21 protein-coding genes are annotated in these 22,773 nt (G+C 30.5%); 10 read left to right on the top strand and 11 right to left on the bottom strand.

Annotation, left to right across the window (positions count from 1 at the left end; translation table 11 throughout):
* Positions 1-20 precede the first annotated feature (20 nt).
* Together AAEO59_RS10825 and AAEO59_RS10830 are read right to left on the bottom strand one after the other, a co-directional pair.
* Positions 21-1,337 carry a TolC family protein gene (locus AAEO59_RS10825; protein ID WP_341700759.1) on the bottom strand — a complete coding sequence of 439 codons (1,317 nt, stop codon included), beginning with the start codon at positions 1,335-1,337 and terminating at the stop codon, positions 21-23.
* Complete coding sequence (locus AAEO59_RS10830) at positions 1,327-1,953, bottom strand: TetR/AcrR family transcriptional regulator (protein ID WP_341700760.1); 627 nt, start codon at positions 1,951-1,953, stop codon at positions 1,327-1,329. The genes AAEO59_RS10825 and AAEO59_RS10830 overlap by 11 nt, the downstream gene beginning before the upstream one ends.
* Positions 1,954-2,294: 341 nt before the next feature.
* Between AAEO59_RS10830 and AAEO59_RS10835 the strand changes: the two genes are divergently transcribed.
* On the top strand, positions 2,295-2,846 hold the full coding sequence (locus AAEO59_RS10835; protein ID WP_341700778.1) for a DUF4494 domain-containing protein: 552 nt from the start codon (positions 2,295-2,297) through the stop codon (positions 2,844-2,846).
* Between the two features lie 69 nt (positions 2,847-2,915).
* Here AAEO59_RS10835 and AAEO59_RS10840 read toward each other — a convergent pair whose 3' ends face one another.
* Entirely contained in the window at positions 2,916-3,644 is a 729-nt protein-coding gene (locus AAEO59_RS10840; protein WP_341700761.1) for a sulfite exporter TauE/SafE family protein, read from the bottom strand.
* 319 nt (positions 3,645-3,963) lie between these two features.
* Between AAEO59_RS10840 and AAEO59_RS10845 the strand changes: the two genes are divergently transcribed.
* Positions 3,964-4,245 (top strand): hypothetical protein, encoded by a 282-nt coding sequence (locus tag AAEO59_RS10845; protein ID WP_341700762.1) that lies wholly within the window; start codon positions 3,964-3,966, stop codon positions 4,243-4,245.
* Between the two features lie 281 nt (positions 4,246-4,526).
* Here AAEO59_RS10845 and AAEO59_RS10850 read toward each other — a convergent pair whose 3' ends face one another.
* Together AAEO59_RS10850 and AAEO59_RS10855 are read right to left on the bottom strand one after the other, a co-directional pair.
* Positions 4,527-5,081 (bottom strand): XAC2610-related protein, encoded by a 555-nt coding sequence (locus AAEO59_RS10850; RefSeq protein WP_341700763.1) that lies wholly within the window; start codon positions 5,079-5,081, stop codon positions 4,527-4,529.
* A 117-nt stretch (positions 5,082-5,198) separates the two neighbouring features.
* Entirely contained in the window at positions 5,199-5,690 is a 492-nt protein-coding gene (locus AAEO59_RS10855; RefSeq protein WP_341700764.1) for a thermonuclease family protein, read from the bottom strand.
* Positions 5,691-5,787: 97 nt separating this feature from the next.
* On the opposite strand from AAEO59_RS10855, the gene AAEO59_RS10860 reads away from it, so the two are divergent.
* The 4 genes from AAEO59_RS10860 (at position 5,788) to AAEO59_RS10875 (ending at position 7,608) form a co-directional block, all read left to right on the top strand.
* On the top strand, positions 5,788-6,591 hold the full coding sequence (locus AAEO59_RS10860; RefSeq protein WP_341700765.1) for a hypothetical protein: 804 nt from the start codon (positions 5,788-5,790) through the stop codon (positions 6,589-6,591).
* A gap of 68 nt (positions 6,592-6,659) precedes the next feature.
* Positions 6,660-7,112, top strand: coding sequence for a DUF5675 family protein (locus tag AAEO59_RS10865; protein ID WP_341700766.1), 453 nt, complete (start codon positions 6,660-6,662; stop codon positions 7,110-7,112).
* A 12-nt stretch (positions 7,113-7,124) separates the two neighbouring features.
* Positions 7,125-7,388, top strand: coding sequence for a hypothetical protein (locus tag AAEO59_RS10870; protein WP_341700767.1), 264 nt, complete (start codon positions 7,125-7,127; stop codon positions 7,386-7,388).
* Complete coding sequence (locus AAEO59_RS10875) at positions 7,378-7,608, top strand: hypothetical protein (RefSeq protein WP_341700768.1); 231 nt, start codon at positions 7,378-7,380, stop codon at positions 7,606-7,608. The genes AAEO59_RS10870 and AAEO59_RS10875 overlap by 11 nt, the downstream gene beginning before the upstream one ends.
* Before the next feature lie 1,170 nt (positions 7,609-8,778).
* Here AAEO59_RS10875 and AAEO59_RS10880 read toward each other — a convergent pair.
* Together AAEO59_RS10880 and AAEO59_RS10885 are read right to left on the bottom strand one after the other, a co-directional pair.
* Positions 8,779-11,856 carry an SIR2 family protein gene (locus tag AAEO59_RS10880; RefSeq protein ID WP_341700769.1) on the bottom strand — a complete coding sequence of 1,026 codons (3,078 nt, stop codon included), beginning with the start codon at positions 11,854-11,856 and terminating at the stop codon, positions 8,779-8,781.
* Positions 11,857-12,060: 204 nt separating this feature from the next.
* A complete protein-coding gene (locus AAEO59_RS10885; RefSeq protein ID WP_341700770.1) occupies positions 12,061-13,131 on the bottom strand; it encodes a hypothetical protein in 1,071 nt (356 codons plus the stop codon).
* Positions 13,132-13,310: 179 nt separating this feature from the next.
* On the opposite strand from AAEO59_RS10885, the gene AAEO59_RS10890 reads away from it, so the two are divergent.
* The 4 genes from AAEO59_RS10890 (at position 13,311) to AAEO59_RS10905 (ending at position 15,241) form a co-directional block, all read left to right on the top strand.
* The gene (locus AAEO59_RS10890; protein WP_341700771.1) at positions 13,311-13,658 is read left to right on the top strand and encodes a helix-turn-helix domain-containing protein; all 348 of its coding nucleotides are present in this window, start codon (positions 13,311-13,313) and stop codon (positions 13,656-13,658) included.
* Positions 13,639-14,382, top strand: a complete 744-nt coding sequence (locus AAEO59_RS10895) for an ImmA/IrrE family metallo-endopeptidase (protein ID WP_341700772.1) — start codon at positions 13,639-13,641, stop codon at positions 14,380-14,382. The genes AAEO59_RS10890 and AAEO59_RS10895 overlap by 20 nt, the downstream gene beginning before the upstream one ends.
* Positions 14,366-14,899, top strand: a complete 534-nt coding sequence (locus tag AAEO59_RS10900) for a hypothetical protein (protein WP_341700773.1) — start codon at positions 14,366-14,368, stop codon at positions 14,897-14,899. Before AAEO59_RS10895 ends, AAEO59_RS10900 begins: the two co-directional genes overlap by 17 nt.
* Before the next feature lie 168 nt (positions 14,900-15,067).
* Positions 15,068-15,241 (top strand): hypothetical protein, encoded by a 174-nt coding sequence (locus AAEO59_RS10905; RefSeq protein ID WP_086440623.1) that lies wholly within the window; start codon positions 15,068-15,070, stop codon positions 15,239-15,241.
* Between the two features lie 137 nt (positions 15,242-15,378).
* Here AAEO59_RS10905 and AAEO59_RS10910 read toward each other — a convergent pair whose 3' ends face one another.
* From AAEO59_RS10910 to AAEO59_RS10925, 4 genes are all read right to left on the bottom strand, one after another.
* On the bottom strand, positions 15,379-15,552 hold the full coding sequence (locus AAEO59_RS10910) for a hypothetical protein (protein ID WP_341700774.1): 174 nt from the start codon (positions 15,550-15,552) through the stop codon (positions 15,379-15,381).
* Positions 15,553-15,615: 63 nt separating this feature from the next.
* On the bottom strand, positions 15,616-20,742 hold the full coding sequence (locus AAEO59_RS10915) for a DEAD/DEAH box helicase (RefSeq protein ID WP_341700775.1): 5,127 nt from the start codon (positions 20,740-20,742) through the stop codon (positions 15,616-15,618).
* Entirely contained in the window at positions 20,735-21,595 is an 861-nt protein-coding gene (locus tag AAEO59_RS10920; RefSeq protein WP_341700776.1) for a hypothetical protein, read from the bottom strand. The genes AAEO59_RS10915 and AAEO59_RS10920 overlap by 8 nt, the downstream gene beginning before the upstream one ends.
* 8 nt (positions 21,596-21,603) lie before the next feature.
* Complete coding sequence (locus AAEO59_RS10925) at positions 21,604-22,725, bottom strand: hypothetical protein (protein ID WP_341700777.1); 1,122 nt, start codon at positions 22,723-22,725, stop codon at positions 21,604-21,606.
* Between the last annotated feature and the right edge of the window lie 48 nt (positions 22,726-22,773).

Genomic DNA, 22,773 nt, shown 5'->3' on the forward strand with positions numbered 1-22,773 from the left:
CTTGGTATCGATTATATTTTTTAAAGCTTGAAAGTTTGGTTTAATTGTCCTGTTACAGAAAGTAAGTTGTAATATTTTTGAATGATATTGGCTTTGGCCAATGTTTTATTGATTTTTGCACTAAGTTGCTCCACATCTGCTTCAAGTAAATCATTAGTGTCCGATAAACCGTTGTCGTATTTGTCTTTAATCATTCGGTAATTTTCGGTTGCCTGATCAACAGCTTGGGTGTAAACCACATTTTGTTTTTGGGCCAAATCATATTCTTCTATGGCTTGCTGTACCTGAACTTTGATATAATCAGTAAGCATCATTTCTGAATTTTGAACTTCGGCCGCCTTACTCTTTGCTATTTTTACTTCGGTACCGTTTTTAAAAATATCACTAATGTTATACGAAAGTCCCAAACCAAAATTCATCGCATTTTGAACCGTTACTACATTTTTTAAATCCAGAGTTGTGTACCCACCGATAAGTGACAGCGAAGGATAGTAACCGCTGCGAGCCACTTTTATATTAGCCTGACTGGCTTTTTCTGCAAAACGTAATGCTTCTAAATCCTTACGATTCTCTAATGCCGGATTTTCATCAACCGGGACATTGTTTGTTTCAAAATTATAGAAATCTCTTTCTTTGATTTCAATAATCGTTTTAGGATCCAGTTTTAAAAGGTTGGTCAGTTCATAGTTGATGACACTCAAATCGCTTTTAGCTTTTTCTAATGATAATTGAACTTTAGAAAGTTGTAATTGTGTTTTTAGTAAATCATTTTTAGGAACGATCTCGTTTTTTTCTAATTCGGTAAAGTCCTTTACACGTTGTTGCGCACTTTTGTAATTTTCGTTAAGTAGTTCAACTGTTTTTTGAGCTTTATATAAGGCTAAATAATAGTTAACTACTTTCATTGCGGTTTCTTCCTTAGTTTGCAAAGCATTAGCTGTTTCAGCCTGATATAAATTGTCAGAAACTTTAATACTGTTTTGTAATTTGAAACCAGAGAAAATAGGCAAATTTGCTGTAATTTGTCCCAAAACCAATTGGTCTACATTGGGAGCTTTTGATTCTGAATCGCTACCGCTGCCTTGTAGATTTACTGAAGCTTTAGTTAGCCTTTGGTATTGTGCCGCTGCTTTTAGATCAGGATAAATATGGTTTTTAACCGATTGCAATTCGTATTTTTTGGTTGCCACTTTGGCATTGGCCAGATTTACTTCATTGCTTTTCTCCGAGGCTAAATGCACCGCTTCGTCGAGAGATAAACTCTTTCTTTCCTGTGCTTTTACGGAAGATATTCCCAGTAAAATAGTTCCAAAGAGTATTAAATGATTAGCTTTCATATATTAGAAGTGCTTTTATAGTTTGTTTTATGTGTGTTTTAAATGTTGTTTGTATATAATTTTCAAATGCTTCATCCGAATCGAGATCCAGTAATTTTTTGAAATAGGCCTTATTCGTTGTAAAGTGAAAAAAGGTTCCCATAATCGTAGGAGGGATTAGCGGTATATTGATGTCTTTTCTAAAAAATCCTTTTTGCTGTCCTTCTTTGATAATAACTTCTAATGATTTTAAATTACGGTCTTTTACTTCGTTTAAGACTTTTAATTTGTCTTCAAGTTCTTCTGATGAAAATTCAAAATGAAGAATTCGGTAAATTCCTCTGTTGCATCTGATGCGGTTGACGTAAAGATCAATCAACTTGTCAATTTTTTCTATTGGATCTAAATCTTCTACAGAGAGGTTTTCTATTTGAACTTTTAATTCAGATGTTCGGTAGACTATTAGTGCTTCCAGTAGTTTTTCTTTCGAACCAAAATAATAAGAAACCATAGCAATGTTTATTTCAGCCGCTTTAGCAATGGTTCTTATTGAAGTTTTCTCAAATCCATTCTCGGCAAATAGTTCTTCGGCTATCAGAAGAATCTGGATTTGTTTTTCATTAAAATCAGTTTTCACAAGGATTTTTTTTTAATTACAGTACAAAATTAAACAAGTGTTTAATTTAAACAGATGTTTAATTTTTATTTAACCTAATATTAACATAAAAACACTAGTTGATTTTAGATGGTTTTGTTGGTTAAGTTGTTGGTTGTTAGTGGTTTTTGGACGTATGTTTGCAAAGAGAGCTTGGAGTTACACAAAGAGAAGGAACACAGATTAATCAGTGCTAATCTTTTTAATCTGTGGCAAATTTATAATTGCGAAGCTTGTTGGTTTTCAAATTGTGAATATCTATTTTGATAATCTGGAAATTATTTTGTTCTAAAATCTATCTTTGGCATCCTTAAAAAAGAAAAATTATGGCAACTTGGTACGAATGCAAAGTAAAATATAGAAAAACGGACGAAACAGGAAATCAAAAAATGGTGGGCGAAATTTATTTGGTCGACGCTATTTCTTTTACAGAAGCCGAAAGTAGAATTAATGAAGAAATGAAAGCTTATGTAAGTGAAGAGTTTAAAATAGCGAATATCAAAGTGGCTAATTATGCCGAAATTCACCCTTTTGAAAATGCTGATCGTTGGTTTAAATCCAAAATTTCATTATTAGCTTATGATGAAGAAAGTGGTAAGGAGCGCAAAACCAATATGTATTTTCTGGTTCAGGCCAATGATGTAAAAGAGGCTTATGATAATACGGTTCATACTATGAAAGGAACGATGGGCGATTATAGTATTCCAGCAATTTCAGAATCTCCGGTGTTGGATGTTTTTCCATATTTCAGTGGTGATGAAGACGAATTAGAGCAATTAGAACGTTTTAATGCGCTTAAAGCTTCAAAACCGGTTGTTGCCGAAATAGAAGATCACATGGAATTTGTAACTGAAGAGGAAGAAGAAACCGTTTAATAAAATTGCCATTTTATTCCAATCGCAAATTAGTACCGCTTTGTCTAAGCTACTAATTTGCGATTTTTTTTAGCTAAAAATAACTTTTGAAAGCGTTATTAAACCCGTAATTAAAATTAAAATAAGTACAATAGATTTGAATTGTGCTTCCGAAATATGATTTAAAATTCTTTTTCCAATATAAGTTCCCAGAATACTTACTACAAACAAAATAGGGATGAGGTACAAATCATGTTGGTGAACATAACCATTATAGGTGTAAACAAAACTTCTGCTGGAATCTATAGCTAAATCGATAATAGCCGAGGTTGCAATGAAAACTTCCATTTTAAGATTATAAGCTGCCAGTGTCATTCCTCTGATAGCACCTCCAGTTCCTAATAAACCGGCAATTAATCCGGAAAAAGTGCCGCCCAGTAATGAATTGGAAATAGTAGGCTTTATAGTGAAGTTTTTAAAAAACAGAAAAAACAAACTTGTGCCAATAAGAAACGCCGCCAGTGTAATTTCAAGAATTTTGGTGTCAATGTATTTACTAATAAAGGCTCCAATAATAACAAATAGCACCGCAGGAATACCTATTGTAATGAGTAATTTTTTATCAAAACCATTTCTGAAAAAAGCTATTTTGGTAAGATTACTCGAAACATGAAAAAGCGCTGTAATCCCTAAAACCGAATGAAAATCTAAAAAATAACTCGCTATAGGTACAAAAAACAAGGAAGAACCAAAACCGCCTACAGTACCCAAAACTTCGGCAAGTAAGGCTAATAAAATAAAGAGGTATAAGTTTTCCAAGGCGATGCGTTTTTTGGGGAGTGATTTGTTCGGTTGATTTGGTTGTTAATCAAATTATTAGTAATTACTTATGTAAAAATACACTAAAAAAGGAATAGCTAATTGATTTTTTAAAAGAATGAATAGCGATTTGTTTAATTATGGTTATTGGATTCTTAACTGTTTAAAAGTGAAGTTTTACTTAAAAAATTAATAAAAAATTGGCAGTTTTCAAGAAGATAGTTGTTAATTTTATAGAAGGTTATTGTTAGCGAAAGCCCAATTCAAGCCTTTTAAGTAATTACAATAACAAGTTTAGTATTAATTAATTTTTTCAATTATGACAGCGGAATTCACAATTATAGAGAAAGAAAATATAGCTTCTCTTAAGTTTCCAACTACAGATGTTCTGGATGACGATAACGAAATTAAAACAAGAATAAGCGAAATCAACAGGGCACTGGCGCTAGGAAATTTAGAACATTCTAAAATTAAAATTTTCTTTGAAGACAACGAATCCAAAAAAATAGTAGACACCACTATTTGGGCGGTTACTGACAAAAATGTTGTTTTAAAACAGGGAGTATTAATCCCTATTCACCGAATTTATAAATTGTTTTAATGATTTTGTCAGTTCATTAAAAAGTAACTAACATCCTGATTGTTTTAGGATAGAAAACGGCGCAAGTCTCTACAGAGTTTGCGCCGTTTTTTATGGATTAGTTTTTGCTGTGAGCTTTTATAATAGTGTGGATTTGGAGTCAAATCTGACAGGTTTTAAAAACCTGTCAGATTTAATAGATTTTATTGAGCCGCGTTGCAAACGCTACGATTTGTTTTCTAACTTAAGTAGGTACTCGATGCAATCGAGAAGCAGATTGGGGTAATCTGGTATCACATTGGTTATTCTTTGACGGTTGTTTCCAAAATATCTTTTGGAGGTATCATTTGATATGGTTTTGCAAAATATTCTGTTTTCTTTTCCCGCGGATAGGTGATCTTCCAAACTGTTTTTATTTCGTTATAGTCAACTTCGAACATTTTTGTCACAATCCATTTTCCATTTATCCATTCAAGTTGGCTTCCACTTCCACCGCCATTTCCAATGTAAAACTCCGTAATTTTCTTTTGGGCAATATAAAAAGATGGATTTCTTAATTCAGATAATTGATTGTTTAAAACGTAATTGTTTTTTTTTAAGTCATACAAATAGACCTGTACTAAATTTTTTATTCCAGTACCAGATAGACCATAATAGCCAATTACAAAATCTTTAACATTATCATAATTCAAATCAATTAATGAATCATAATCGGAAGAAGTTATTTGACTTTCCGCGTTAAATGCTTTTAATAGTTTTTGACTTTTTGTTTTTAAAATTACTTCATCAATTTTTTTGCTTTGAGAATTACAACTCATAAGAATAATTAAAGAAAAGATAAAAGTTAATGTTTTCATTTTTCGGTACTAAAATGGTGTATGACTAGTATATATCTTCTTTACGCCTGTAAGGTATTGTATTTACTAGTATTTATTAATATTTACAATCTACTAGTACAACATAAGTACAACAAATCAGAATACTTTTACTACACTATAGATACCTACACCATTGAGTTGAGCTTGGCGGTTAATTGCTTGGTACTCCGCAAGTTTACTACAATAATATTGATGAGTTGCTTTGGCATACCCATTTTGTAAAAGTAATTCATTTAAGCATAATCCACCAGGAAGAATAACATACCCTAATTGCCTGTTCCAGTAGTCATAATAATTCTCTTGTTCTGTAATGATGGTTACAGTCGTTTTGGGAGGTGCAACCGACAAAACGAAGTGCAATGATTGCAAACCAAATTGAAGCAATAATTGGGCTGGCAAACTGCTTTTCTCTTCATCCTCTTTCATCTTCCTATTAATCTTCACTTCCGGTGCATCCAAGCCATAAAGCCGAATTTCTTTTTTCATTTGAGTGAAACGATTGCAAATGATGATGCTATCTCCATCAAGGACTTCTTCAATTTGCCAATGGGTTTCCACTATGTACGGTGCTTTTGCAGTGTATTGCATTGATTTACAGTTTTTTAAGTTATTGATAATCAAAGATAATCATTGAACTTTGTTACAGCAATTGCAAGTAAATATTAACTTTTAAAAATTAGAAAAAATGGCAAGACAGAAAGGTCATATCAAGTACGTTGGAACTCTTGGAGATATCCGACATTTTAAAATTAAAGGTCAGGAAGGTTATTTTGCTGGATTGGTTGGAGGGCCATCAGGCGACCAAGTTTTAACTGCTCCTGAATTTGAGAGAACTCGTGAAAATATGAACGAATTTGGTGCTTGTGCCAAAGCAGGAAAATCGGTTCGTAGTGGTTTATCTCAAGTAATGAAACAAATGGCAGATAGCCAGGTAACAGGAAGATTGACTTCTATAATGAAGAAAATCAACCTTGAAGATCAAACTGAAGCCAGAGGGTATCGTAAAATTGAGATTTCTACTCAACGTAGTTACTTAAAAGGTTTTGAGTTTAATAAAAATATCTCTTTCAATGGTATTTTTAACGCTCCCTATATGATTTCTCATACATTGGACAGAGAAAGCTGTGAATTTATAGTTACTGATTTTAATCCAGTTAATTTGGTTCATGCTCCAGCTGGTACAACTCACTTTAGATTGATTACTTCGCTTTCTGTAGTGAGTGATTTTGAGTACAATGCTACCACAAACAGTTATGATCCTGTGGATACTGACTTGAATGAGGTAAACGATATTCAATTTAGTGATTACTTGGACTTGAATGCTCCTGTTCCTACTACTTCTGTTGCTGCTACTTTACCTGGTGGAGTACTTCCAACGGCTAACACAACCGTTTTACAGTGTATAGGAATTGAGTTCTACCAAAAAGTGGGACCAAATTACTACTTGTTCTCAAGTGGAAGCTGCTTGAGAGTGGAGGATGCTTTTTAGAAATAATCTCAAAAAATCTCTCGATACAATTGAGGGATTTCTTGTTTTAAATCCAATCTATCATAATTATGGAAAGCAAAATAATAAGAGTTGCGCAAGGCAAAGAAAGTACATTAAGTCAATTGTACATTAACGGAATCTTTCAATGTTATCTGTTAGAAGATAAAATCAGAGACGTAAAAATAGCTTCAGAAACAGCCATTCCAAAAGGTGTTTTTAGTTTGAAATTGAACACTTACGGAGCTAAAAATGTGAATTACAAGAAAGCATTTGGAAAACTACACGAAGGAATGATTGAGATTACAGGTTTGCCAAATTTTAATTTTGTGTATATCCATACCGGAAATACTGTAAAAGATACTGCCGGCTGTCCTCTTTGCGGTTTTGGTTTCCAATTTGTGGACGGTGATTTTCAAGTTTCCCAAAGTATTGCAGCTTACAAAATGATTTATCCAAAATTGGTTGCACTGGCTAAAGTTGAAACTAATAAAATAACAATTGAAAATAATTTTCAATTCTAAAAAGCCAAAATCATGGAAAACATCAATAACATCACGGTACTTTTTGGGACGCTAATCACTTTGTTACTCTCTGTAGTAGCTTATTTTATCAAGCAACTACACACTGATTTCAAGAGCATGGAAAAAGATTTGATAGAAGTTAAAACAATGGCTTTAATCATCAAAACCGAGTTTAAAAGTGGTAACGACTTATTGAACCAAAAAGTTGAATATTTAGAAAAAAGAGTGAATAACATCGAATTAACAATTTTAAAAAATCAAGATCATGAAAAATAAAAAATTGAATATCGTAGAAAGAACATTGGCACCAACACCAAAATGGTTTAAAATTCTTCGTACTGTTGGAATTGCTTTGGCATCTGTTGGCGGAGTAATTATTGCTTCACCAGTTGCTTTGCCTGTTGGATTGGTTTCAGCTGCTGGTTATTTGGTCCTGGGGGGAAGTATTATTTCGGTAGTTTCTCAAACTGCTGTAAAATCAGAAGAAGAACCATAAATAAATCTTTAAAACTGGTTAAAAACCACCCAAAAAGCTCCGAAATTCGGGGCTTTTTTTGTTTTTGGTAGTCAATAAAAGTAGATTGCTTTATTTTTCTTCGATTTATTTAAGTGGTGCAATTATATTGTACTTATGCTTCGGTTTGCTTGGGAATGAGGCGCAATCGGAAATGTATCGGTTTTGGTGTATACTGAAATAGAATCGGAAGAACTGGATTCTTTTCTTTTAAAATTTTTCAAAACAAAAAAAGAAAAAAAAGAAAGTCGTCGTGTTAGTGGAGGTTTCAAAATAAGTCAAGTTTTTTTGAAAAAATACTACCTCAATAGTTCTTAAGAATCGGAAGTGTCATTGCATAATCGGTTATTGTTATGGAAATGAAAGGGTGGAGATTTTTTCAAAAACCCATAGGGCTTGAACTTTACTTTTTGAAACCGGAACTTAGCTTTACTTTCTTTTTTTTATTTTTTTCTGAAGTCGGACGTTCTCGTTTTCCTCTTTTTGGGAGCGTTTTTATGTAATCGGCAATCAAACACCCCCAAGCACCGCAGGGAAAAGAATGGAGTTTACGGAATTCTTTTTCCCGAGGAGCGCCGTGGCGGTGTAGCGGCAATCGAACAGCCACGCTAGACCGGGAACGGAGCGTAGTCCCGTCTCGTTTTTTAGGACGAGACGTGACAAAGTGGAGAGAAGGGCTAGCAGCGTGTAACGGCGGGGAAAAAATAAAGAGCTGCCTTTAGGCTAACCTTGATTTAGGGCAAAGTGAGGTTTTTCACCGAACGGAGCCAACCCCGATGGCTGAGCGAAGGAGCAACCGCTGAAAAAATAAGGGGCGGCAGACATGATACTGCTGGAATGCAGTGGAGCGTAGCTTGCGGAGCGTAACGGAATGAAGCGGTATTGTGGATGCAATAGCCCCGACGAACGAAGGGTAGAGCGCGTGTGAAGATGAGGAACAAGCAGCGCAATAAAAACAGCTGCTTATTTTCAAGCTGCTGTTTTTATTGTAGCTGCGCCGTGTCTGTGGAACGGAGGGAGGTACGACCGACTGGAACAGCCGAACGGAACAAAGCAAACGACCGTAGTGAGACCTATTGATTGCCCGTGATGATATCTTATACTTTCTTATGAAATGAACATCTATAAAATAATTGTTTCATTTTTGTTTTACTAATTGTCACAAATTGGATTGTCAACTAATGTGACTATTTCTTTTTCTTTTTTTAATCGGAAATATATTTTCATAAGTTTAATATCATCATTATCGATTAGATATTTTTCAAGAGTTGGAATTATATATTGTACTTCTTTGAATTTTTCAAAAAAGCAATTAGAATCTATAATTTTTAACCATTCAGGGTTAAATTGATCAATTGGAAAATCTTCTGGATTAAATAAAAATTTAAAATAGTCGTCTTTTATTTCAATCCCTTTGAAAGGTTTCAAATCTATCTTTTTTAAATAAACCAGTTTGTAGAAGTTAATAATATCGTGATCTATTGTTTTTTTATATTTCACATTTTGACTTTTGTAATTGATTAAGATTTTCTGGATTCCTAATCTGTATTTCTCAATAATTTGAGGTTCAATTAGAATATCATTATAGATTGCTCTAAATAACATAAATAAATTGGCATCTTCAGACATTAGAAAACTTCTGAGTTTGTCTTTAAAATTTACTTTAAGTTCCCCCTCTAAACAGGTATAGACTATATGGTACTTCCATTTAGTATTGTTAATCTCATATTGATTTATATTAAAAAGATTTGTAGTGAAATTTTCATCTTTAGCATTTAAAACATCTAAAATACGGTCGTAGTTTTCGTCAAACCTATTGTTTGAATAAAATATCTGTAACGTATTTAAAATAGCGTCAGAGTCAATTTCTAAATGTTTTTTAAATAGTAATTTTTCTAAATATTGATAATCGAACACTCCTTTGAACTTAACGAATTTTATAAAAAGGTTTATTTTTTTATATAACTCATTCAGTTTGTCGTCAGGAAATTTGAAGTATGTTAATACCAGACAAATATTGTCAAGTTGTTTTAGAATTAATATTCTTAAATTGGTGTCTGAATTTAATCTTGCTACAATGGCATTATTCTCAAAAGGCTCGGTTGAAAAGCGGTTTGAAGTTGTTACGGAATCCAAAAAGTTTGAAATACTGGAAAAAATTTCGGGAATACTTTCTTCTGAAATCTCAATATTTTCAAGGTTATTTTCCCTTATAAAGGAATCCAATTTTTTTGTTTCTGCATATTCAATAATCTCCTTTATTAAGAAGTGATTGTAACTTTTCATATGAGGCGTACCAAAGAAACTATGCTCAACGTTATTTTCAATAAATTTCATAGAGTAAGCCACGATAAAAGCATTTATCGATTTTTCGATCGCTTTGTTTATTCTGGAAAAACCATTAATATTAATAAAATTTAGATCTCTGTAATTTTCTAATTTTATAATTGATTTGTATAAATTATTGATATTATTGTTCGAACTACCTCCGCCTCGTTCGATTAATTTTTTTGTTTCCGGTATTTCCTGATATTTTTCATCTATATCATCACATAACCTTTGCATATAGATACCACTTCTAATTTCTCTTAGGAGATCATATACTTTTTCATCTACCAGATATTTGACTTTAAATAATTCTTTGTCTAAATCAATAGTCTTTGCAATTTTTTCTACTTTTTGATAATCGATTTCATCAACGTAATCTTCATAAAAGAAATTTGATGACTTACTTAACCAAAATACATTGTAAATGGATATAAAACTGACCTCGAATCGTTTTTGTTTATTGGCTTTATAATAAATTTGTTGGAAAGCAAAAAGGGATTTAAAATTATAATTTAATTTATAAAGAGTATTAGCATAGTTTAAGTCATCTGTTAAATCAGAAGAATTTGTAATGACATATTTTTCAATTCCACTAATAATATCTGAATATTTATAATTATTGAGATTACAACTTAAACAATCACAATTGGCATCTAAATTTGTTTTTGATTTTAAATCGATTAAGCTTTCTTGCAAGAAACTATAATTTCCAAAAGAATCAGAATTCAATTTAGGCAATGCAATGTGATAAACACCTGAATACATTAATCTGTTTAAACAGTAAAGAATCTTCTCTTTTTGAATATCATTAAAAATGGTATCTTCATTTTTATCAAACTTTTGGATAAGATTATATAACTCGTTATTGAAACATATAAATATGTTGTCTCTAATGTTCCATGAAGATTTTGCATTTTTGTTTAATGGGTATAAATTGGATAAAAAGTTTTTTGGTAAAACTCTGAAATAATGGAATTTTTTGAAAGTCCTATACAGCTCATCAATAACTTGATTATCAGTTAAAATATCACCTAGATTGTTTTTGTGTTTATCTAAATTGAATTCATTAAGGTAATTTAATAATTTATATGCCCTAGAGCTATATGAACTTGCCTTAATTTGTTTATCATCATAAAAGCTATCCAAATTGGGTATCTCTTTATTTGCCTGATCATAATTAATAATATTTATTCCTAAGTTTTTATAGTACATTTTCTCAGATTCTGAGATTGAATCTGATACATCTAACATATAGGCACTTTGATGATGTTTTTTTAAAATGTATTGTACATCACGACTTAATAATTTTAGGTTTATATCAGAAAAACTATACCCTACAAAAAGGATCACTTTATTACTGAACAGTGATTTTACAAAGATTTCTTTGAGCGTATTGGTTTTCGAAAATTCTAAATAATCTGTTTCTTTTAAAATAATATTGTGGTTTTCAAAATCGCCATGATATTTGATTATCAGGTTTTTATGTTTTGCGTAAGGCAAATCTTCGTCTTTTGCAACCAATGAAAAAGGGAGGCCTTCATTTTCCGTAAATTGCTCGAAAAAGTTATCATAGTTTGTTGTAACTATATATTGTGGATTTAGTTGAAATATTAACTTATGCAATGGATTGTAGCTATTTGTACTATTATTGTAGATAAGACTTTTGATAATATCATAATATTCTTTTTCCCCTTTCTCATTAAATAACAGCTGAGCAATTTTTAAAGAATCATTTTCATTTTCAGCGTTGAAATTTAATTTTGTTTTTATCCCCTCCAATAAATCTTTCCAAAGTGGAATACCCGATTCTACAGATACACCTGAACCAGCAAAAACAACTAATTTGTCATTAAGTATTGCTTCTTTCAAGAAAGCAAATTTATTTAGGGTCTCTTTGTTCATTTTAAAGTTGTTTGATTTATATGATAGATACAGAATTGAACTAGTTTTTTAAAATTTAGAAGTAAAAATAGGATAAAATAATTTTAAATGTATGTATGAATTAACAATAGACATGCTATTGATGCAATTATGCTTTTAAATTAATATAGGAAACTCACAAAACTTTTTTGCTAAGGATTTACATAAACCTAAAACCGCCTTTTACTAAGCATCTAAAATATCATTGGGTTTGTTTATGGTAGGATCGTACCAATCTGCTTTATCATTAGCCCAGTTTATCCATTCTTGAAGCTCGGGTGTTAGTGTCTTAATTTTAATAGCTTGTTGGTATTCGGCTTGAATGTATTGCCTAATTAATTGGGATGTGTTATATTGTTCCGAAAGGGCAACCAGTTTATTAAATTTGGCAACTTCTTCCTCTTTTCGTTTTTTGATTTCGTCCTTACGTTTTACTTCGGCATCGTATTGTAGTCTCCATAAGCGTGATGCTTCTTGTTGTTTCTTTTCTTCTTGAGCATAGATTTCAAGTTTGGCAACAATACGAGCTAATAATTTTTCGATTTTTAATTTACCATCCCGCCATTCTTTTTCTCCTGAGTAACGACCTATTTTTAAAATAAATTCCCCAGTTGGAATATATTCGGAAGTACCATAAGTAGTTGTTGCAGGTACTCGTTTGGAAGCTTCCCTTAAATCGAAATCAATGTAAATGGTATTAATTAGAATATAGGTGTTTTGGTGTTCTTCTCCCAATGAATGACCTCTGTATCGAAGTAATTTAATTAGTGCGTCCATAAAACATAAGGCTCTCTGTTTGTGTTTTTCGCCTACTCTGATAGGATAGCGTAACTTTTTGTATTTTCTATAAAAAGTATCACCTTTACTTTCTTTCCAGTACTCTTGGGTTTGAATGGTTATAATGTCCGGTTTTGTAATTTTATCGGGAACAATTAAAGGAGCATTGGGATCATTCTCAATTTCTTTGGTTCTAATGGTTAATGGAGTTTGGTCTATATTAATAGTGTTTCCTTCTTCCCTTAGTGTTAAGACGATTTTATCCATACCTCCGAATATGGGATTAAATTTAGAGGTATTAACTTTTTTATTGAATTTTAATTTCATCCAATATCCTCCATCTGGCATTGGTATTTCAAACTGTTTACAGATTTTTTTTATCCCGTCATTTGAAAGTGCATACTGTTGTGTCAATTTAGAAACGGGTGTTGACCACACAATATCATATAATTCCTTTCTTGTAAGTTCTGTAGTTTTCATGTTTTTAATATTTTACATTAAAATTTTAAAGTCAAATTTACATAATTATGAAAAGTCATAATGGAAATTATTTTTGTTTTAATTTTGTACATTGTTTTGTAATTTGTAAAAAATGATTACTTTTGTAACACTAAATGAATCCTTCAAAAGAATATATTTAAATCAAAAACAAAGAAATTATGGAAGCTACGACAGGATTGGTAATTAAAGGATTGCGAGAAAAATATGGTTATACACAAGATAAACTTGCAGAGTTTCTTGGTGTGAAGAATCGTGAAATGATTAGTTTTTACGAAAATGATGAGCGAGAAATACCTCTTGAAGTTCTAGAAAAATTATCGGATTTATTTGGTGTAGAATTAGATGTTTTTTTTGTAGAAAATATTGATGAAGCCTTAGCCGAAGTAGTATTTGCATTTAGAAAGGATGACCTGAATAATGATGATATGGAAAATATGGCTGCTTTTGGGAAGATTGTAAAAAACTATTTAAAAATTAATAATTTGTATGGTAGCCTTAAACGATAAAATATTAGAAGTAAGAGCCAACAAATTTCGAAGATTGTGTGGTATAAGCAATGATGCTCCTATTGATTTTGAAAAGCTACTTACCTCTTTAGATGTTTTAACTGTTTTTAGACCTCTAACAGGTGAATTTTCAGGCATGGCATTGAAGACGAAAAACAGCAATTTCATGATGGTTAATACTAATGTTTCGGTTGGAAGACAAAACTTTACGATCGGTCATGAATTATATCATCTTTTTATTCAAGATGGATTTAGTTTTCAGATGTGTAATGCTGGAAAATTTGATAAAAAAAACAAAGAGGAATATAATGCAGATTCTTTCAGTTCCTACTTTTTAATGCCTGAAGCAGGTATTATCAAACAAATACCGGAAGAAGAACTTGCTTGGGGTGGTGAACTTTCATTAGCTACCGTTGTTAAGCTTGAACAGTATTTTGGTGTTTCAAGAACTGCTATGTTAATTCGTTTACATAAAATTGGTTTACTAAGAAAAGATTATAGTAATTGGAAAAAAGATATTACTAAAAGCGCCTTGGAGTACGGTTTTAGCGATAAACTTTATAAGAAAACCGGAGAAGAATATGTTGTAGGAAATTATGGTTTTAAAGCAAAAGAGCTGTTTGATAACGGAATAATTTCAGAGAGTCATTACAATTCTCTGATGTATGATATTAATATTGATATTGAGAACCCTAATGTAGTTGATGATGAGCAAGAAATCTAGTAAACCCAAGATATTACTGGATTGTGATGTCATTATCCATTTTATAAAAGCCGGAAAACAATTATTATTGCCAAAAATATTTCCAGATCAGTTTGTAATTCTAGATAAGGTTAAAAGTGAGCTTGATAAGCGAAAAAGTAATCTTGTAATTATAAATAATTTTCTATCCTGGTCAAAAATTCCCATTGTATCAATGCCTTCAGGAATGGATATCTTAAGGGAATATATGGTGCTAAAAAAGACTAAGGGAGAAGGAGAAGCTGCCTGTATGGCTGTAGCAAGATACACAAGGGATTATATTGCAAGCAGTAATTTAAAAGATATAGCCAACTATTGTTCAGAACACAGTATAGTTTATCTTACTACTATGGATATATTGTTGGAGGCATATAAATTAGGAATTATGGATGAGGCTGAATGTGATCAATTTATATTTGAAGTTAAATCAAAAGGCAGTATTTTGATTGCCAGCATCAATACTATAAAGGAATATCAGGACTTTGTAGAAAAAAAATAACCGAAGCAAACTGGAATAGCGCTTCGGTCGGAGTAATTTAATTGATTGGACCCTCTTAAATTATTCTGCAAAAGTAATAGAATTCTATTTATTACCTAATTATTCCTTGGGTTTTTAGCCAAACGCCTCAGTATTAAAAAGTTTGGCTAGACAAAATCATTAACAGCTATGGCTAAAAATGGTAAAGTTGGAGACGGACATCGTAATGGTGCCGTAAAAGACCGTAGTCAAACTTATAATCCAAAAACGGAGCAGTGGGTAAAGCGTGATGCTGACACTGGTCGTTTTATGGATGTTAAGCAAGATGGCACTCCATTCAAAGGTGTTACTAAAGAAAAGTAACATTAGGTAGCTGATTGAACACGGCTTGGTGTTGTTCGGAATTCTATTAACCAAAAAAATAATTAGGTGTACACATTTAATAAAATTAAAACCAGTGAGCAAGCATCACTATGCCATAACAGTAATTGCGTTACTGTTTATGGAGAAACTGCTAAATTTGTAAATGGAGTTGTTGCTGTTGCCACTGTCTCTATTGCATTGATTTTAATCATAAGGGCATTAAAATAATGTTCTTTAAAAACCAGTTTTGCTTTTGGTAAAACTGGTTTTTTAGTTTTTAAACATATTGAAAAACTATGATTAAAATTCATAAAAGCATTTTATTTAATTCTGAATTAAAAAGAAGAATCAAGTTGTTACTAATGAGATAATTACTATATAATTTCATTAATTAAAATACTGTCTTGACATTTTTCTTTGATTATTATTGACTCTATAAAAGTATCTTTCCAAAAAGGGTGCTTAACTAAAAATAAATGTCCCTTTTTATCTAAGATAAAGTAATTATCATTTTTACAAATTAATTTACTATTATCTTTATTCACTAACAATTTATTCAAGTATTCATTAAAAAAATTACCCCAATATTCTTGACTAAAGTCTAATATTTCATTTTTATCGTTACTAATTCTAGCTAAATCTAAAGCGAATCGCCAATTCAGTAAATTATGTTCATGTTGATTATAATAATCCCTCAAACAATCATAACAGGATGACACACAATCTTTATGATTTTCTGTATATAACAATTCTTGATATAATTTACCATCGGCTTTAAAACTATCAATAAATACTTTCCTAGTAATTTCTTTATCTTCCATTCCATTTAAATAATTACAATAACCAGCACCATTCTCTGCGGTTTCGACTATATATATTTCATGCTTTTTGTTTTTTGGGGAAATACGGTATCCAATATTAAACTCGTTTGTTTCAATATCAAGTTCGGAACAAATTGATTTTCTAATTAAATATCCCCAAGATAAAAAAGCAGCTCTTTGATATGGATTGTTAATGTCTTGGTAATAATTTTCAGATAAATCATTTAAAGATAATGCAATTACTCCAGTGTGTTTAGAGGCTAACAGAGCATAATTCTCTTCATTTAGAAGTGTGATAGTTGAATTACTCAAGTGTTCTTTGACAACCCACATTTTGGTTTGAGGAATTTTTCCGAATTTAAAAAAATCGCCATCATTATCATTAACAAGATGAACAATACCGTCATCAGGAATTTGATTTGATGATAGAATTAAATTTTGAACAGGAACAACATTATTCAAATTTGATTGAGGATCAAGAGTAACCTCTCCAGCTCGGGCATTAAATTCAAAGCGCCCATCAAAATTTCTTGCAACTCCATACTCAACACAAAAACCTAAAGGAGTAATTGCTTTAAAATTGATTAAATCTCCATTACAATCACATTTTTTATCATCTGTAATTTTAGTGTATACAGTTTTACAATTTTTACAACGATAAACTTCATCGGATTTATAACCCCTACCATCTTTTTCATTAAGTCCACCGTTACTGTAGTGATAGTCGATAACCCCAACGCTTTTTAATATTTTTTTATCTTTTACTGTTTCACTACCTGGTGCAAATTCCGAAATTGCGATACTTAAATTCCGATTAATTAGAGATTCGTCCTTGGTGTTTTTTGGTTGTGGCTTTTCTTCATAGAGAACTCTTGTTTGGGTTGGAAAACCAAACATAGGTAGTAGTCCCGCATTTGCTAATTTTTCGCTTAAATCTAACTGTGGATAATCAACATTGTTATTATAATATTCATCAATTTTTGATGTTAATTTGGCTACATGATTATCATATATTTCTTTTGATGTAGGCTCTATATTGGTTCCTGTTTTTAAAAAACTAATTATTTTATTTATGGGAGCTTCATTTTGTTTTATAAAATTTTCTACTTGTGGTTTATAATCTAACCAATCATTTGATTTGCCAAAATTCCCATGGACACTCGTTGAGTTCTTTTTATCATCGATAACAATTTTCTGAAATGATTCTTTTAAAATCTGTTTGTTTACAAATCGTAATAAAATTTGTTCCCTATTTAGTTCTAAATAAGGATCGCTTGGAATAGCAGATACCATTCGATGTGATTGATTGTAATGTGTTTGGTCGTGCGAGTTTCCTTTTGCGATTGTTAAAGCTACTGACAATGCGCTTCCTCTTCGACCAGCTCGACCAACTCTTTGCTGGTAATTAAATCGTTGTGGAGGAACATTTCCCATCATTACCGCAACCAATGAACCAATATCAACTCCTGCTTCCATTGTCGTGGTTACACTTAATAAATCTATTTCTTCGACCAATCTGTTTTCTGTTTCCATCGCCCTACCTTGAAAAAGTCGTTGTCTTTTTCTACTTTCTGTTGGATCGGTTTGACCGGTTAACTCTTCACAATGCAATCTCATAAGCGGAAAGTCTTTGCCGTCATCAGTAATCTGCGCTAAATGCAGATAATAATTCTTCGCTAAAATTATTTTAATTTCTGATTCCGTTGCAGCTTGTAATGTTTTATTAAAACAATTGGTACAAATATCTAAATGATTTACAATTTGAAGATTACTACAAGTTTGACATTTATAAACTTGCTCTTCTTCTTTTTTATATCTGAAATTTAAATTTTTGCCTGTTAGTTCGATTATATCTTTATTGATTATTTCATTATCATTTAGAATTGAAATAAAATCTTCTTTAAAACTTGGATGATTATATCCTTTAAAACTTAAAACTAATCTTGCATATTCCCATACTTTTTTTGGAATGGAAGAAGGATTGTTAGTGATGTCATTATTTCTAATTCTATAACTTTCTCCTAGTAATTTAATGCAATTATGAATAAAATTAACATCATAACCATTGTATTTTTTTATGTTAGGAATAACAATGCCAATACCTAAAGATTCAAATGAACGTCTATTACTTGATAATAAACTTAAAACGATTTCGTATTTTAGTGAGTTTGAAATTTCTTTAAAAAATTGGGCATCATTATCAAGAGTAACAAAACTATTAAATTCGGTAGGATAAAATGACTTATGCCAGTCTCTGTCATTTTTATTTTGCATTAGTGAGCTTTTAGGACCTCCAGGATTTATCCCTTTTTCTAATAAATTTAAACCTATACGATTTTTTAAATCATCGATATCTAAACCATTAATTAGTAGTGAATTAATATCATTTATAATTACCTGTTTTTTTTCTTCATTTGGTCTCCTAAAATATTGCAATATTCTTTTAAACAAATCATTTAAAGATTTGAATTTTAAACTATCATTTTCTAAACTATTTTCTTCTGTTTCATCTAAATTATCATTAATGAATTTCAATAATTGATTGCATAAATTTTTATGAATATCAATATTTTTCATCAATAAAGTTCTTACAATATCCTTGTAATGATCCATTTCTATACCAGCTGCAAGTTTTGCTGCTGCTTGGCGGCTATCTGAAAAAAGAACCAGTTTTGCGTTTTTGGTGTCATTTTCCTTATCGCTTTTTGCAATAATTCTTAATAGAGAATCTGCCATCAATTGGTTTACTTTTTGAACACCTGTATAATGTCTATGAATTGGTGTTAGTGTATTTTGGTCTGCATTTTTTTTAACGTTTGATCCGCAACAGATACATTCATAAGGGTAAAGAGCTTTGTATTCAGTTGGTTTTTTAAACTCAATTGCATTTGATTCAATTCGTTGATTTTGCAAAATACCATTTATTGTGTCATAATTTGAACTTCTCCAATCAGAATTTGGTTCTATCTCAATATTTTTGGTGTTATTGTAGAATACTTTATTTGAAAAATCTTTTAGATTTACTCCTCTTTCAGGTAAAATTTTGTTTGGTTCTTGTTCAGAAGTCCAGCCATTAAAATATATTTCTCCACACTGGCGACAAGTTAATGCCTCTAAAATATGAGAACCACATTCGCATCTGCTTTGTGGTCTCCGGTATAGTTTCCCTATGTTTCTTTTTGGGAAATTATATTTTTCGTCTACTTGGTTGCATTGGGAATTTGTACAAGCCCATAAACCATCAATATTTCTGAAGAAATAATGTGCTCTTTGAGATTGCTTTATTTTCTCTTTTTCATCCTTTAAGAATGTTAAAGAAGTTAAAATACTTTCAATTGCCGTTAGATTAGTTTCAAAATTATTACCAATAAATAAATTGCTAAAGATGGTATTGATTTCAATTGGTTTATTTATTAATTTCTGAAGTGTAGGTAATAAATTATTTTTCTCAAAAAAAAGTTCCTTTTCTTCAATGGATTTTGATTCTAAACCAATGCAAAGTATTGGGTCAATTTTATTTGTAATTGGAGTATTGTCAATAATCCTTTTATCTTTAATTATTTCAAACTTATCTTTATAGTTTTCCTTTTTAATACCAAAAAATCCTGAAACAAAAGTTTTTACACGTTCACTTTCTTGCATCGAAGCACTTGAACATAAGAATTGAATTTGGGGAGAATCAGGAGTCAGTCCAATTTTATTTAATAATAATTTGATTAAATAAGAAACTTCTGTACCACTTGTTCCTCTATAGGAGTGCAATTCATCAATTACGATATGAAAAATATTTTTTTCCGATTCTTGCAACCATTGTTTAGTTGATTCAAAAATGGGATCTTCGTCCTTTCTCATTAGCATTACATTGAGCATACTGTAATTTGTGATTAATAAATCTGGCGGAGTATCTTGGATGGAATACCTATCACACAGTTCAATATTCACATCTCTATTTGGAATGTCGTATAAATATTCTTTATAATCAGGATTCTGATTTACAAACTCTTTAACTTTTCCCCATTCTTTATCAAATTCTATTAATGCCTTTTTGTTTTTTTCCTTGCCTTTATCTCTATTACCTGATGTTGGTGTTATTCCGGTATATCGTGCAAAAGTAATATAGTTGCTGTTTGCATTTTTGTTTAACCAATTAATTGCATTTTCACTAGACAATGCCTCTCGTAGTCTTCGCATTTGGTCTTCCGCCAAAGCATTTAAGGGATATAAAATTAATCCACGAACAGCTTTAGTTTGATTAGTTGTATTTAATTTTTCATCTATTAAATCATAAAGTAATGGAAATAAAAAACATTCTGTTTTGCCAGAACCAGTTCCTGTTGTAGCAATAATATTTTTCCTTTTTGATACTGCTGCATTTATTGAATCAAATTGGTGCTCATATATTTTACTTTCAATTCCATCTCTGTCTTTGAACAAACCTTGCTTTATAAATTCTGCAAATTTTGGATTTAGATTTAATGTAATACAAGTCTCGTTTAATGTTTTAAACTCATTGTATTTTGGTGTAAATTCTATAATAGGATATTTAGCAATGGTATCTCCTTTTTCAAATAGTGAGCGTCTTTCATTCTCCAATAAAATATTACTAAAAGGCAAACCTGTATCAATATATTTTGTATAAATATCTTTTAATTCTCTCCAAATTTGAAACGCATTATTCATCAGCTGCTATCTTAATATGATTATTAAATATTACTTTATTCACTTTTTTAAAATCTTTTCTTTCTATAAAATAATTTCTGTTTTCTGGAAATTTACCCTTTGCCAAACAATGATTTAAAAACAATAGTTTTTCAATGAATGAAGGTAATGGAAAGTATTTTGGAATGCTTAACACATTTGAAGCAGGATTATAAGCCAATTTGGCTTTTAATATTAAAATTGTTTTTGCTAAACTGCTTTTATCAAATTCTTCAGCTTTTATTCTGTACCAGTTTTGTTTATAATTGAAATAATATTCAAAACAATCATTAGGATAAGGGTAAACTTTATACAAACTATTTGTTAGTATTGAATTTTCAGCTTTACTCCATTTAAAATTTTCAGGATTAAATATTTCAATTTTGATTGAATTTGTTGGAAACATCATTTGTACCTTTTCCCAATTTAAAGGAATTTTAAAAATAGAAATAAAATTAGAAAGATAATTATCGAATTTATAATCTACATTCTTAATATCCCAATCATTCAGTACTATTTCCTGAATATTAAAAAGTATTATTCCTGTATTTTGAGTGATAATTTTTTCTTTATTAGTTTCAATTACATCTATGGGAAGGTTAATGCCTATTTTAAAATTTTCAGCATTAATAATTATTGAGGGACTCATATAGTAATTACTGTTTCCAGCATAATCTATTACTCCGTTGTTCAATAATTTATATAAACTTTCTAATCTGTTTTTACCTATTTCTTCATCAAAATGTATGTTTGACAAAAACCTCTTAATTCTTTGAAATGAAATAAGAGAGTTATGATTATTCTCTATAAAAAAACTGTATAGTAAATTTTCCATAGTTTTAATTATGAAAAATAGTTTTCAAAATGATTGATGACTTCACTATTAATTTGGATTGAATTTATATCTACTCTTGAATTCATTTCAAAATCATCTGTTGAAGCGAAGTTTTCAATTATCGGAAATGCTTTCCAATTTTTGAAAGTTTCACTTTGCATTTCGAAACCAAATTTTTCTATTTCTATTTCAATTGGAAGACTAATAAAATATAGGTTTGAAGGCCAATTTAAATTTAATCCAGGGATGTTTTTTCTAACTCTATTTGCAATATCGATAATTGGTTTTGCATAGCATTCAAAACTAGAAATATTGATGTCTTGCAATACATAAAAATGAGGAATTAAAGGGGTTTTAGTAGCACTTTCAACTATTTCTTTAAAACCATTTTCATATATAAATTGGTATTTTATCCAATCAATTTCTGCATTTTGTTGGATAATTTTATATGTTCCAAAAGTTTTAATCAATGTATTTACAAAAGCAATATTATTTGCAATAATAAAATTCCCTTTTTGTAAACAATAAATAGAATCAATGAAATTAGATCTTGAGGAACGTTTTATAATTTTATTTTCGATTAAATCGTCTAAATAATCATCAAAGTCTAAATATGTAGGTAACTCAAGATTTGAGTTTTCGTCAGATTGATAGAATTTAGCATCTTCATTAATTGAATTTCCTTTTGAAAATGTATTGCTTATTCCTGCACTTAACTTTATTGAAAGTATTAAATCGTCCTTTTTAGTTTTTATTTGGTCAATTTCTTTTGAAACTTCTTCAATATTTTGCTTTTTTAAAGATAGATTTTTTTCACAAGTTAGAATTTCTTTTTGTAGTGACTCAAGCTCTTTCTCTTTTATTTTTTTAGAGTTTTCTACATCTTTTAAAAATTCCTTCTCAAATTCACTTTTGTGTTTTTGATAATTCTTATCAAAGATTAATTCCCAAGATTCATTATTAGATTTTAATTTGTTTATTTCTTCATAAGAAAGTTCTAATTCAGATAGGTATTGATTTGCTCTCGATAGCCTAATTACATTAAGTCCTTCACTCCTAGTCATGGTCGGAAGATTATTCTTCCGACTTTTTTTGTTATATAAGTCATATAAATCAATAATTAGATCCATAATTTTATGTGTTTATATTGCTTAAATGAATGAAATTTCTTATATTTA

It is taken from the genome of Flavobacterium flavipallidum (assembly GCF_038289905.1).
Lineage (GTDB): Bacteria > Bacteroidota > Bacteroidia > Flavobacteriales > Flavobacteriaceae > Flavobacterium > Flavobacterium flavipallidum.

Bases quoted from the DNA above. Each gene is read 5' to 3' on its own strand.
- AAEO59_RS10825 (WP_341700759.1), bottom strand. From the start codon at position 1,337: ATGAAAGCTAATCATTTAATACTCTTTGGAACTATTTTACTGGGAATA.
- AAEO59_RS10845 (WP_341700762.1), top strand. From the start codon at position 3,964: ATGACAGCGGAATTCACAATTATAGAGAAAGAAAATATAGCTTCTCTT.
- AAEO59_RS10850 (WP_341700763.1), bottom strand. From the start codon at position 5,081: ATGAAAACATTAACTTTTATCTTTTCTTTAATTATTCTTATGAGTTGT.
- AAEO59_RS10855 (WP_341700764.1), bottom strand. From the start codon at position 5,690: ATGCAATACACTGCAAAAGCACCGTACATAGTGGAAACCCATTGGCAA.
- AAEO59_RS10860 (WP_341700765.1), top strand. From the start codon at position 5,788: ATGGCAAGACAGAAAGGTCATATCAAGTACGTTGGAACTCTTGGAGAT.
- AAEO59_RS10865 (WP_341700766.1), top strand. From the start codon at position 6,660: ATGGAAAGCAAAATAATAAGAGTTGCGCAAGGCAAAGAAAGTACATTA.
- AAEO59_RS10870 (WP_341700767.1), top strand. From the start codon at position 7,125: ATGGAAAACATCAATAACATCACGGTACTTTTTGGGACGCTAATCACT.
- AAEO59_RS10875 (WP_341700768.1), top strand. From the start codon at position 7,378: ATGAAAAATAAAAAATTGAATATCGTAGAAAGAACATTGGCACCAACA.
- AAEO59_RS10880 (WP_341700769.1), bottom strand. From the start codon at position 11,856: ATGAACAAAGAGACCCTAAATAAATTTGCTTTCTTGAAAGAAGCAATA.
- AAEO59_RS10885 (WP_341700770.1), bottom strand. From the start codon at position 13,131: ATGAAAACTACAGAACTTACAAGAAAGGAATTATATGATATTGTGTGG.
- AAEO59_RS10890 (WP_341700771.1), top strand. From the start codon at position 13,311: ATGGAAGCTACGACAGGATTGGTAATTAAAGGATTGCGAGAAAAATAT.
- AAEO59_RS10895 (WP_341700772.1), top strand. From the start codon at position 13,639: ATGGTAGCCTTAAACGATAAAATATTAGAAGTAAGAGCCAACAAATTT.
- AAEO59_RS10900 (WP_341700773.1), top strand. From the start codon at position 14,366: ATGAGCAAGAAATCTAGTAAACCCAAGATATTACTGGATTGTGATGTC.
- AAEO59_RS10905 (WP_086440623.1), top strand. From the start codon at position 15,068: ATGGCTAAAAATGGTAAAGTTGGAGACGGACATCGTAATGGTGCCGTA.
- AAEO59_RS10910 (WP_341700774.1), bottom strand. From the start codon at position 15,552: ATGAATTTTAATCATAGTTTTTCAATATGTTTAAAAACTAAAAAACCA.
- AAEO59_RS10915 (WP_341700775.1), bottom strand. From the start codon at position 20,742: ATGAATAATGCGTTTCAAATTTGGAGAGAATTAAAAGATATTTATACA.
- AAEO59_RS10920 (WP_341700776.1), bottom strand. From the start codon at position 21,595: ATGGAAAATTTACTATACAGTTTTTTTATAGAGAATAATCATAACTCT.
- AAEO59_RS10925 (WP_341700777.1), bottom strand. From the start codon at position 22,725: ATGGATCTAATTATTGATTTATATGACTTATATAACAAAAAAAGTCGG.